General features: G+C 46.4%; 8 protein-coding genes. All 8 read left to right on the top strand.

Translation table 11 applies throughout. The features are described from left to right. Positions 1–599 precede the first annotated feature (599 nt). The 8 genes from AACV78_RS03940 (at position 600) to AACV78_RS03905 (ending at position 13,237) form a co-directional block, all read left to right on the top strand. Positions 600–1,676, top strand: coding sequence for a permease (locus AACV78_RS03940; protein WP_194010580.1), 1,077 nt, complete (start codon positions 600–602; stop codon positions 1,674–1,676). Between the two features lie 247 nt (positions 1,677–1,923). Further along, on the top strand, positions 1,924–2,712 hold the full coding sequence (locus tag AACV78_RS03935) for a TIGR03943 family putative permease subunit (RefSeq protein ID WP_194010579.1): 789 nt from the start codon (positions 1,924–1,926) through the stop codon (positions 2,710–2,712). A 185-nt stretch (positions 2,713–2,897) separates the two neighbouring features. Further along, positions 2,898–4,277: an oligosaccharide flippase family protein gene (locus AACV78_RS03930; protein ID WP_194010578.1), complete on the top strand. Its 1,380-nt coding sequence runs from the start codon at positions 2,898–2,900 to the stop codon at positions 4,275–4,277. A gap of 20 nt (positions 4,278–4,297) precedes the next feature. Continuing rightward, positions 4,298–5,284 carry a hypothetical protein gene (locus AACV78_RS03925; protein WP_194010577.1) on the top strand — a complete coding sequence of 329 codons (987 nt, stop codon included), beginning with the start codon at positions 4,298–4,300 and terminating at the stop codon, positions 5,282–5,284. A gap of 255 nt (positions 5,285–5,539) precedes the next feature. Next, positions 5,540–7,108, top strand: a complete 1,569-nt coding sequence (locus AACV78_RS03920; RefSeq protein WP_194010576.1) for a hypothetical protein — start codon at positions 5,540–5,542, stop codon at positions 7,106–7,108. 516 nt (positions 7,109–7,624) lie between these two features. After that, positions 7,625–10,819, top strand: a complete 3,195-nt coding sequence (locus tag AACV78_RS03915) for an ATP-binding protein (RefSeq protein ID WP_194010575.1) — start codon at positions 7,625–7,627, stop codon at positions 10,817–10,819. Between the two features lie 300 nt (positions 10,820–11,119). Next, entirely contained in the window at positions 11,120–12,001 is an 882-nt protein-coding gene (locus tag AACV78_RS03910) for a tetratricopeptide repeat protein (RefSeq protein ID WP_339383454.1), read from the top strand. A gap of 24 nt (positions 12,002–12,025) precedes the next feature. Beyond that, positions 12,026–13,237, top strand: coding sequence for a glutathione S-transferase family protein (locus AACV78_RS03905; protein ID WP_194010573.1), 1,212 nt, complete (start codon positions 12,026–12,028; stop codon positions 13,235–13,237). Positions 13,238–13,274: the final 37 nt, after the last annotated feature.

The raw sequence follows: 13,274 nt of genomic DNA, 5'->3' as shown, positions 1-13,274 counted from the left end.
ACTTTATTTTATATTGGCTTGAGGCGTATTAACTGTTCTTTGGAGTATTTAACTATTCGTTAACCTTGAGCTAAAAGCTTAACCTGTTGTTAACAATAACCCGATTGTGCTGGAATTTATCATTAATTGATGATACAGGAAAATCATTATTGCGCGATTCTTAAATACCCCTGCTCGGTTTGCCCATAGAGTCTGGCTGTCTAAACAATTTTGTTATTTTTATGATTTGTTCGTTACAACAGGCAAATTTGGCGCAATATTTGGTAATGTTTTAATTAATTAAACTTTTGTGATTTTTTGTGATAATTCGCGCCATTTAAATTAACAACTATCCGATTGATAGGAAATCAATATAAAATTAAATTTAACAACTATTATTTTTGTGTGGAGATATAAAGATTATAGGCGACCATTGCTAGGGATCGGATATTGCGGTGTCCGGTGCTGGAATCTGCAATTTTTAATGGTTTCTATAACATTGAGGACGATCGCCAAAAAGTTTCAACGGAATTTTAAACTTAGTGCTGTGCAGAAGGTATGATCGACAGGGAGTCCGCCAAATACGTGAAACTAAATACCAATTTACCAGTAGGCGATCGATGCAACCAGCCCTAACGAATCAGTTAAACAATGCTTTTACCCTTTTTCTCAGCCTGTTAGTAGAAGCAATACCTTTTCTGCTGCTGGGAGTTTTATTCTCAGGTTTGCTGCTGGGGTTTGTAGACGAACGCAAACTCGTATCCCGCATCCCGCGAAACCCCCTGCTGGGCGCTTTGATGGGGAGTTCGATCGGCTTTTTGTTTCCCGTGTGCGAGTGCGGTAACGTGCCCGTAGCCCGCAGGTTGCTGATGCAGGGAGTACCCGCACCAGCGGCGATCGGCTTTTTGCTAGCAGCCCCCACCATCAACCCGATCGTAGTTTGGGCGACTTGGACAGCATTTCGCGATCAGCCAGAAATTGTAGTTTTGCGGGTAGTCTTTTCTCTGTTTATCGCCACAATCATCGGCTGGGTGTTCAGCGCCCAAGCAGACTTGCGGCCTCTGTTACACCCCTCTGTAGCCCGCGCAATTCCCCTCCCAAAACCAGAGTTTTCCGAACAAAACCTCGCCCAAGACAGCACTCCGCTATTGTTGCAGTCTGGAACATTTATGCTCGGTCAGGGGGGTGCAGTGCCGATCGAATCTTTGCTACAAGAGGAGTGGAAGCCCTTACCAACAGGCAAAACCGAAAAAACCTCTAAACCTTCCTCAATGTTTCACCGCGTTTCTAGAGAGCGTCTGCGCCTGCTTTTAGATAGTATGGTACAGGAGTTGCGGGAGTTGGGAGGAGTTTTGGTCATCGGAAGCGCGATCGCCGCCATCATTCAAGTTGGCGCACCCCGCGAACTAATTCTCAACCTCGGTCAAGGCCCGGTTTCCTCGATTCTCGCCATGCTGCTATTAGCCGCAGTCGTATCGATTTGTTCTACAGTAGATGCTTTTTTTGCCCTATCTTTTGCCGCCACATTTACCAGCGGTTCGCTGTTAGCCTTTCTCGTTTTCGGCCCGATGATTGACCTCAAAGGCATCGGTTTAATGCTCTCTATTTTTAAAGGTCGAGCCGTAATTTACTTAATTGTCTTGGCTGCTCAACTAACATTTTTAATGACCCTCGCTGTCAACTTGTATCTCGGTTGAAAAATGAGCTAATGAGCGAAAACTCAATAACTTAAGCACCTCCTACAGTCCTCTCTCCTGTAAGTTGCGAGCTCGGGAGGCAGAGTCTCCGGATCTACGTTACCAGGCAGAGCATGGTAACAAGCAAAAGTTGCGAGATCGGGAGGCAGAGTCTCCGGATCTACGTTACCAGGCAGAGCATGGTAACAAGCAATTCCCTCTTCCCTCGGACTTCTTCCCTCGGACTTCTTCCTTCTTCCTTCAAAATATGAATCTTAAAAAAATTAGCCCTTGGCTGGACGCCCTAGCTATCCTAGCCTGGGGAATATTGCTCCTCAAATATTGGATTACAGGCAAATTAAGCATTCTGATTCACCCCAATTACTTTGGCTTGACAGTCGCGGGAGGAATCGGCTTAATGGTGATTGGCGGATTTAAGATTTGGGAACTCTTAAAGGTCGATCGCGCCAACAAACAATTGCGGACATCCCCAGCCAACAACTCTCCCAGAATCACAGAAGTTGAACACATTACTTTATTTCCCCCCAGCATCGGCAGCACCTTAATGCTGAGCGTCGCATTAATCGGTTTAGCAGTAACGCCCCGCACATTTACCAGCCAGACAGCATTGGAACGAGGTCTCACCGAATCTCTGCCCATCACCAGACTGCAACCGCAAGAATTTCGCAATACTACAAAACCCGAAAATCGATCGCTCGTCGAATGGGTGCGGCTGTTAAATTTTAATCCCGAACCAGATACATACAGAGGTCAAAAAGTCAAGGTTAAAGGATTTGTGATTCACCCGCCCAACATAGCAGAACAATATATGTGGATCGGGCGTTTTATCATTACCTGCTGCGCGGCGGATGCCTATCCAATCGGGTTGCCGGTCAAATTAGCGATCGGTCAAAACCGCGCCTCTTTTCCCCCAGACAGTTGGCTAGAAATAGAAGGAGAAACAATCGTAGAAGAACTACAAGGCAAGCGCAAATTAATCATTCAAGCATCCTCCCTCAAACCAATTCCCGAACCAAAAAACCCTTATGATTATTAGATGTGGAGCTGGTTGCAGATAAAATTTTATCTTTCTGATTGTAGGATGTGTGTCTGGCCATTCCTACAATCAGAAAATGAAGATATGGTAAAGTTCGCTAAAAAAAATGGCTGCTGCATCCTGTAGAAGTTGCCAACGGCAAATTCAGCAACTAGACTCATAATTAGGAAATAAGTTTAGAGTATATGTCATCAGAAAAAAAATTAGCCATCAAAGGCGCATTCTGGACGATCGCCAGCTATGGAAGCAGTCAAATTATCCGATTTGGCAGTAACCTAATTTTGACCCGCCTGCTTTTGCCGGAACTATTTGGTCTGGTGGGTCTAGCCTACGTTTTCATCACAGGTGTCCACCTATTCACAGATATAGGTCTGGGCCCAAGCATCATTCAAAACAAGCGCGGGAACGAGCCAGAATTTCTCAACACCGCTTGGACAATGCAAGTTTTTCGCAGCTTATTTGTTTGGTTGTGTTTAATTGCAATCACCTGGCCAGTTGCTAACTTCTATGAAGAACCCCGTCTCCTGTGGTTGCTTCCCTGCATAAGTATAAATACCCTAATAGGAGGGTTCAAATCCACTTCCGTATCCACCCTCGAACGCAAAATGAGCGTCAAGCAAGTAGTGCTTTTTGAGTTGGGGATACAGGCAATTTCTACTACAGTGATGATTGTATGGGCCTTTTTCCATCCCACAATCTGGGCCATCCTCGCCGGCGGTTTTGCTAACTCTATCATAGAGTTAGTATGGAGCCATTTTTTGATTCCCGGCAAGTCAAACCGCTTCGCTTGGGACAAAGAAGCCGCTAAAGAAATATTTTCTTATGGAAAATGGATATTTTTATCGACGATTTTATTTTTTCTGTGCTCTCAAGCCGATCGCCTAGTTCTAGGGAAAATCTTTACTTTAACAATGTTGGGCATTTACGGCATCGCTTTTACCCTCGGCGATATGCCGCGCCAAGTGATACTCGCCCTCGGAGGTAGGGTAATTTTTCCCTCTATTTCGATGCTAGCAGACTTGCCTCGTGAGGAATTGCGCGCCAAAATCATTAAAAACCGCAACTTAATCCTGATACCTTTAGCCGTAGGCTTAGCAATTTTTGTGAGTTTTGGAGATCAGCTCATTCTAACACTGTACAGAAAAGAGTATATGGCAGCATCTTGGATGATGCCAATCTTGGCTGTAGGTATCTGGCACACTACTCTCCACAATTTGATGGGTTCTTGTTTGTTAGCGGTTGGCAAATCTCAATATGGAGCTATGGGGAATCTGGTAACTTTCTTGAGTATCACTATTGGTATCCCGGTCGGATATCATTTTTTTGGTAATTTAGGTGCTGTGATTGCTGTAGCTGTCGGTGATATTCCTACTTATTTAGTAACCAGCTACGGTCTTTGGAAAGAAAGGCTAACTTGTTTTTGGGAGGATATCCAATTGACAGCACTGTTCTTAGGGGTACTAGCAGGCATACTTTGTGTTAGAATGTATGTCCTCGGTTGGGGATTGCCAACTGATAAAATATCGCCGATGGATTTAGTACCTATCAATCAACTATTTCAGTAAACAAAAAGGAGATTGTCTGTATGTCAGATCAATATACACTAAAAAGAAAAGTAATACACTTTATCTTTTTTCAAATTGCTTTGTCACAAGAAATATCGCGGTCGGTTATTAGGTATATAAAAATGATGGTTTTTTATCAAAAAAAACCGGTCATAAATTTATTTCAAGAAAACGAACTGCCCCAAAAAAAACGCCCCAAAGTCTTTGTTGCTGTCGCGCATATTACATCAGTTGAAGAATCTAACAATCCAGAAAAAGGGGCGGCAAAGATAGAGAGACTCGCGCACACCATAGACGGACTGTTGACAAGTTTTGCTCATTGCGATCTGAATATTTCGATCCAAACTCTACCGAACAGGCACGTTACAGCTTATTTGCCTGAATATCAAACTAAGTGCATTCAGGTACAAGAATATCCTGAATGCGACCCAATGTTTGTAGAGTTTAGGCTTCAGGAAGAGTTTGTTGAAAAAGTAGAAGAATTTGAATGGTTTTTATTCATAGAAGATGACATTATCTTGTCGGACTCTTTCACCCTAGAAAAACTAGAAAAATTTAACCAACAAAGCGGGTATGAAAATGCAATTCTTTACCCAAATCGTTATGAAATGTATCAAGGGACTAAGAGATATATTGATTTGACGATAACGCAACCATTGGTAATAAACAAGCTATCTAGTGTAGAGATAGAGGGTGTAAAATTTGCGGAATTTAACAATCCTCACGCAGCATTTTACTGTTTGTCAAGAAAGCAGATGAAACACTGGATAAAATCAGGTCGTTTCTTCAAAAATCGAATAGTGGATGTCGGGCCTTTAGAGAGTGCAGCAACTTTTTGTCTTTTGGAATGTTTCTCTATATATAAGCCTCACCCGTCAAATTTAAACTATTTTGAGGTCAGGCATTATGATAGCAAATATTCTATATTATATCCCGAACCTGAATCGCCCTATACACTGTCAGCGGTTAATCAGAGTTCCAATATACCAATCGTCAAGGATTCGTGAAATAATGGCTCTGGGCTAAGTAGCCGTCTGAATTATTAGGAGTTTGGGACGGGGTGGCGATCGAACGCTCTCGGATTGGTTCGTAGTGCGGTGAAGTCCGCACTACGAACTGTTTTTGCTACGATCGTCAACCGGAGTTGATATGAAAATTGGATCGCCAAATTAGGTTTTTGAACTGGGGTGCGCCTGGGAATGTAAAATTTAAGAGGGAAAATTGGGCAGTGATTTTTCACCAGAAATAGGAGAGAACAATTTGTGAATATTTTTAACAAAAAATTTAATCCTTCATTCTTCGGTATTCTGCCGTTCAAACAGCCCATCGACCGCACGGCCATCTTTCTGATGTTAATGTTGAGCGTCTTAATCGGACTGCTGCTGCTGAGTGGCGATCGCACAGCGCCCAGAGTGCGAGAATTTAGCTGGGAAAACAAACAAATCGGCGCGCGAGATACCGGCTTTCTCCTCACCTTCTTTCGCCCGATGAACCACTCCACCGTCGAGGAAAACTTAACCCTAGAACCGAACCTCCCCGGTAAATTTAGTTGGGCGGGACGGCGCATGGCTTACACCCTCCAAGATCCAGCACCCTACGGCGTTACCTACACATTAAAACTCGCTGGTGCAACGGACAAGTATTTCGGAGAAAACAACCAATATAAAGGCACGCCAATGCAGCCGTTTAGCAGTTCCTTTCGCACTCGCGATCGGGCTTTTGCTTATATCGGCGTTCAAGGCGAAACAGAAAGCAGATTAATGCTAGTCAATCTCAGCAGCAGCGAATCGAAACCGATACCCCTGACTCCCAAAGATTTGGTTGTCACCGATTTTAAACCCTATCCCGGGGGCGATCGCATTTTATTCTCAGCCACAGATCGATCGATAGCCCGTACTCGCGGCACCCTAAATCAAGAACTATTCACAGTCACCACCGGCCTCAATCCCCAATCCCCCGGAGAAGAACCCCAACAAAAACAGCCAGCAGGTAGAATCGACAAACTACTAGACTCCAAAGATTACCAAAACCTAAAATTTGACCTTTCAGCCGACGGAAAAATCATCCTGATTCAGCGAGTCAACCGCAGCAATCCCAGCGATTTCAGCCCTTGGATTCTCGAAGAAAAATTACCGCCCCGACCATTGGAAAATCAACAAGGCGGAGATTTTATGATTCGGCCCGACAGCAAATCGGTGGTAATGTCTCAAAAACAAGGATTAGCGATCGTCCCGCTCAAACCAGAAGCAGACCCAGTAGAACTTTTACCAAAATACGAACAAGTATTGGGAATGGCCCGCGACAACTCCGCCGCCGCCTATGTTAAATACAACGGCGACTTTACTCGATCGCTTTTCATCTTAGACAACCAAGGTGTGGAACAAGAAATATTGCGGATTCCCGGTAGCATTATCTCCGTTTATTTCGACCCGCGCAAAAACAAAGACAATCAATTCCAGCGTCTTTACTGTTTGTTAGCCCAACGTCTCGAAACAGAAACCTACAAAGAACAGCCTTTTATCGCCGCCATCGACCTCAAAAAAGAGGGCACTCGTTTGGTAGGAACCATCAAACCGCTGCTAGTTTTGCCGAACCAATTAGATACCCAAATCAGTTTATCTCCCGACGGTCTGGCATTAATTTTCGACCAATTAGTTACATCAGCAAAACCATCAGCAGCAGACAGTCCCCGCAACTCCGGCGGACAGTCGATCGCCACCAGCCGCCTCTGGGTGCTACCCTTATTAGAAATACCTCCAGACGGTTCTGCTGCAAAAGTAAAGCCCGAAGAACTTCCCTTTACCGGCTATCATCCCCGCTGGCTGCCGTAAATCGATTTTATACTTTTTGGCGATCGCAGGTGGAGAGAGTTTGAGAGTTTGACAAAAGTTAACGATTTTCAGTTTGTCGAGATATAAAACGTTTATTTGCACAACAGCCGATCGCCAAAAAGTGCTTGTTACAAAACCAGAGATGCTCCCTAACACAGCGAGATTCATGCCGACCGCTATGAAAATTTGTTTACACAATCAAAATCAATTCAACATCAATTGTAACCAATCTTAACGACCAAATAAATAAGGATAAGCTTTCTAACAGAAGAATAATCACAGTTTGCTCAGGGTGCTTTAATATCAAGCACCCTGAGCTTGATTTCTGCAATTAAGCTTAAGCCTTAAAATAATTAATAATCGCCTCAAATCAAGTGCTGGCCTCGAACTCGCTCTTTTTTGGTCGATCCCGAACCAGATAGCGAACTGATATAAAATTAATAAGATACAGAAATCCGCAGGTACATTGGGTATCAAAAATATTACTGCTATAAATAGCAGACTCTCAGGTTTGTTATGCCAACCACTAACCCCAGTCTCAAGAATTTTATCTCCCCAGTGCCGCTGTGCCGACCAACGGCGACACTAGAATCGCTGCGGTCAATTTTCATGGAGGGAAATTGCGATCGAGTCGCAGTAGTCAACGAACAGAAGGAGCCCCTAGGATTAGTTTACCTCCGAAGCCTTTGGACGGGCGCGGACTCGCGCACAAACGACGGAGAGAAACTTTTGTCGGAAAGCTCGATCGCGATCGAACCCATTACCACAGTACCGGCCGCTTTGAGTGTCAGCGAATTCTGGCAGTACCTGCAAAAAGAACAACTAAATAGCCCAGCCCACAGCCAAAGCGTCGGCGGTTTCTCCAAAAGCCCGATCGCCCTTACAGATGCCAGCGGTAAATTTTTAGGACTCCTAGAGAGCCTGAGCCTGCTGCAATATATCGCCACACTCAACAGCAGCAGTCAGGCGGAGTCAACAGCAGTCAAAGAAATCGAATTAATACCCGTTTCCTCGGCGCTAGCCACCGCCGAGGGCAAAGGGCGCTTTTTAGAAGCGGGATTGAAACCCTCGGAAAACCTTAACTCCCTAGTCCAACTCCTAGAAAAACTGCCCCTACCGCTGAGATTGCAAACCCCCAGCGGACAAATAGTCAGTCAAAACGCAGCGTGGCGGATTTTGCTGGGAGCCGGGCCTCAACCAATTCCCGAACCCGCAGCAAATTTGGGCAAACACTCGTCCCACCAACCAAGCCATGTAACCACCGAATACCAGAAGAGTGTGCAATTCGAGGCTATCACCTCTGAGTGCAGGAGCTTAGTAGGAGTAAGTCTATCGGGCGATCGGGATGCAGCCGCAGCCAGCAGTTGCGCGCTACCCCTGTACTCAGCCGCCTCCCCATCAACCTTAACCGCTCCAGCTTGGTGCGCCATCGCAGGCAAACCAGACACATACATTTGCGACTGCCCGGTACAAACAGGTCAAGAACGGATCTGGCAATTTGTCAAACAGCCGCTCGGAGACCAACTAATTTTAGTCATGGGACAAGATGTCACCGAAGAACATTTAGTCGCCAAAGAACTAGCAGCAAAAAACGCAGATTTAATCCACCTCAACCGACTAAAAGACGAATTTTTATCCTGCATCAGCCACGAACTAAAAACCCCGCTCACCGCCGTCCTCGGTTTGTCAAGCCTCCTCAAAGATAAATTGATCGGAGAACTCAACGATCGGCAATCACGTTACGCCAAACTAATCCATCAAAGCGGACGGCATTTGATGACAATAGTTAACGACATTTTAGACTTGACCCGCATGGAAACCGGGCAGCTAGAACTAATTCCCGAATCCGTAGAAATAGCAGCAACTTGCAAAAGAGCCTTTGAACAAGCAAAACAACTGCAACAGCAAGAAGAAAAATCTCCCCCCAAAACAAACGGCGAAGCAAACGCAGAACCGTCAGAAAAAATAGAATTTACACTCGAAATAGAACTGGGAGTTAGCTATTTGATTGCCGACGAACTGCGACTGCGACAAATGCTCGTCAATCTCCTTGCCAACGCCCTAAAATTTACCGAAGCCGGCGGCAAAATCGGATTGAAAGTAAATGTTTGGGAAGGTTGGCTCGCCTTCACCGTTTGGGACACCGGCATCGGCATCCCCGCCGACAAACAGCACCTGATCTTTCAAAAATTCCAACAGCTAGAAAGCCCCCTCACCAGACGCTTTCAAGGAACCGGACTGGGACTGGTACTGACTCAACGGCTCGCGAGGCTCCACGGCGGAGACGTTTCGTTTATTTCCTCAGAAAACCGAGGCTCTGAATTTACCCTGCTGCTACCGCCAAATCCTCCCGGAAACTGCGGGGAAGAATCCCCAGCGCCTGCTTTGGCCGAGGAAGAATTATTCAAATCAAAATATCAGCATCCGATCGCCAATTCTCGCTCTCGTTTAGTATTAATAGTCGAAGCAGTTCCCAAATATATCGAAGATTTAACCAACGTCCTCTCCAGTTTGGGCTACCAAGTAATAGTCGCCCGTTCCGGCACCGAAGCCCTGGAAAAAGCCCGCAGGTTCAGTCCCGAAGCGATATTCCTCAACCCGCTGCTGCCCCTGCTGTCCGGTTGGGACGTGCTGACGCTGCTCAAGAGCGATCCAGATACCCGATCGATTCCGGCAATCGTCACAGCCACCAGAGGCGAAAAAGAACGGGCTGCTGTCAACCGCGCCGAAGGCTTTTTGAGCTTGCCGGTGGAAGAACCCGCTTTGCGAAGGTTGCTGGCAGATTTGATCGGCCAAAGTAATGCTAGTAGCAACAAGGTGAAAAATTCTTTAACCGTGTTGTGGCTGTGCCCGCAAAACAGTTCGTCTCAAGGTTCCGCTTTACTGCTAAATCCCACCTACTGCCGGGTTTTAGAGGCAGACGACCTCGACCAAGCAGAACTCGTCGCCCGAATTTGGCGGCCTTCGGCGATCGTCTTGGACAGTACAAGTCAACTGCAAAACCCCTTAGCTTTTATTGAACAGTTAAGTCGATCGCGCAATTTAGGTTCTCTGCCCTTGGTGACTTTAGACCCCGCAACTACGCAACTGGCCAATCAAATCAAAGGATTGTCCGTATTTCCCTGTTTGGCAGCCGGCAGTCGCGAAGGCACTCTTTTGGGCGCCTCTGCGTTGTGGCAAGTGATTCAAGTAGCTGCGGGCATGAGTTGGAAGCCCAGCATTTTATTTGCTGACATTTCGACTTTACCGGACTTGCACCGCGCGGCTGGGGAGAATCCGGGCCAAGAATTGAAAAATGGCGATCGATCGACCAATGCCGAGATTCCTCTGCCCAATTCCCAGTTTTCGGCTCCGAACTTTCAAGCTTTTATTCAATACATCCAAACCGCAGGATTTCGAGGGGCGATCGCACCCTGCTGGAGAGAAGTTTTGCAGCAGTTGCAATATCAAAGCGTTGACTTAGTTTTGCTGTGCTTGCGAGATGTCCCCTCAGAATCAACTGCTATGTTGCAAGCGCTCTCGAACCTGCGACAAATGACTGGAAAACTGCCAATTTTAGTCTGGGATTATCGATCTGTTGTAAATTCAGAATCCGAGGCGATCGACTTTTTGCTGCAAGAAGTATCGGCTAAAATTTTGCCTTCTTCCTTATCGGTAGCACAATTGTTAGACCAAATTCAACAGGCTTTATTAACTCATTCAGATTGCTAAAAACAAAAAGTTTTTTAGGTTTTTAGTAAGGATTTCAGTTCTCTCTAAAGGAGTATTCAACAGACTTTATCAACTCACTAAAGTTGCTAAAATGAAAAATTTTTCTGGTTTGTAGTGAGGATTTCAGTCCCCTCTCAAGCAGTGAATCAAAATTATTATTCCTGAGTGCAAAACAGAATCGGGGAACAATTTAACAGAAAACCGCAAAACGTTGCGAGTCAGGAAGCAATATCAAAACTCAAAAATATGAGTTATTATAGGCGATCGAGAAACCATTATATTTTTTCCTGGGGCTGTACAGTGCCTAATCGCATTTCTTTAATATCTCTGGCGATCGCGCTTAGTTTGGGGACAATGCCCAAGCCCGTTGTCGCACAGGCACTCCTGCCTTACACCCTGCAAATCGACTCGGCCCAACTCGACCAGACAGCCTTGAGCCTTGCTGAAGAAGCAGTCCAGCTAGCCAGACTCCAGCAGTACCAACTCGCCATCCCCAGAGCCGCACTCGCCACACAGTTAGCCCCCAAGAACGATCGAGCTTGGACTTTGTTAGGCAGCTTGTACCTTCAAGTCGAACAGTTGGACAAAGGAATTGAAGCTTTGGGGCAAGCTCAATCTCTATCGCCAGAAAATCCCTCAATTAAATTTGTCTTGGGAGAAGCTTACTTTCGGCAAGCGAAGTACGAAAAAGCAGCCGAATACCTGCAAGCTGGTTTGAAACTAAAACCAGACACTCCGGGCGCATTATTTGATTTGGGCAACGCTTTTTACAAGCTCAAGCGGTTTGATAATGCGATCGCCCAGTACGAAAAAGCCTTTGCTTTAGAAAAAAACCTTTGGCCAGCGATCAACAATATCGGATTAGTCAAATACGAAATGGGAGATGCCGATGGCGCAATCAAACGCTGGCAACAGGCGATCGCGATCGACAACAAAGCAGCAGAACCAATGCTAGCTCTAGCAGTAGCACTCTACAGCAAAGGCGACAAAGAAAAAGGTTTAGCAATGGGAGAAGCCGCCCTGAAATTAGACAGACGCTATGCCACTGTAGATTTTCTCAAAGAAAACCTCTGGGGCGATCGCTTGATTTCAGCCACCCAAAACTTCCTAGCCACCCCCCAAATTCAAGCAGCACTCACCAAAATTCAAGACGCTCCACCCCCTCCCCAGACATCGCCCTAAGCTTATTATCAACCCAATTTAACTATGACACCCACCGATCGCCTCGCGCCCCTAAGCTGGACAGAATTGGAGGCACTCACAGACTTTCAAGTCGATCGCACCAACGGGCCAACTAACTCTCAAGCCCGCTTGCGCCTCTTCGGACATCCCGAATCCGACGTGAGAGTCACCCTGTACCGCGACAATCATGCGTGGTGTCCCTATTGCCAGAAAATTTGGTTGTGGTTGGAAGAAAAACAAATCCCCTACCGCATTGAAAAAGTTACCATGTTCTGCTATGGGGAAAAAGAAAGCTGGTACAAGCGCAAAGTGCCATCGGGAATGCTACCGGCGATCGAGCTAGACGGCCGCATCATCACCGAAAGCGATGATATCTTAATCGCCCTAGAACGAGTTTTCGGCCCCTTGGGTTTGGGGATGGAAAACCCGGCAGTAATACCCATGCGGCGGTTAGAGCGACTGCTGTTTAGGGCCTGGTGCTCTTGGCTGTGTTACCCGGCGAGTTCAGCCAAAGTAGAACAGCACAACCGCAAGCAATTTATCAGTGTCGTCGCCGAAGTAGAAAAAGCTCTGGCTAGCACATCTGGGCCTTATTTCCTCGATGAATTTGGCACTGCGGATGTGATCTTTACGCCCTACGTCGAACGGATGAATGCCAGTCTTTACTACTACAAAGGCTACTCAATGCGGGAAGAAAACCCGCGCTTTGCTGACTGGTTTGCGGCGATGGAAAGTCGCCCTACCTATCGCGGTACTCAGAGCGACTTTCACACCCACGTCCACGATTTACCGCCTCAGATGGGCGGGTGTTATGAAAACGGCGAACCTCAGATGCTACTCAATAAAGCCCGCGTGGATAATGGGCCGTGGGCCGGACTCCCGGATGTGATGTATCCAGAACCGGAAACCTCCCGCGCTGAAGCTCTTCACCGCGTCATTAAGCACCGCCACAACATCGTTAGAGTCAATCCTGCTGATGACAGCTTATTTGATGAGGCTTTGCGTTGTGCTTTAACTTTGATGATGACTGGCGAAGTTTGTACGCCGCCGGCTGGTTCTGATGCGGCTTTGCGGTATTTGCGCGATCGGGTGAATGTGCCCCGCGATATGTCGATTTACGCGGCGAAGCGCTTGAGGGAAGCTTTGGAGGAAACGGCGGCGTTGGTGGGCGAGGGCCAAGGTTCTCCGATTCTGCTGAAGAATCGGCGAGATCAAGATCCGGCTAATTTTGTGTAGGGGGCGTCTGGTGGATTTGCTCAAAGATTTCTCCAAA

The sequence above is a fragment of the Tychonema sp. LEGE 07196 genome (genome assembly GCF_963890365.1).
Taxonomy (GTDB): Bacteria; Cyanobacteriota; Cyanobacteriia; order Cyanobacteriales; family Microcoleaceae; genus Microcoleus.
This window is presented reverse-complemented; position numbering and strand designations above follow the sequence as displayed.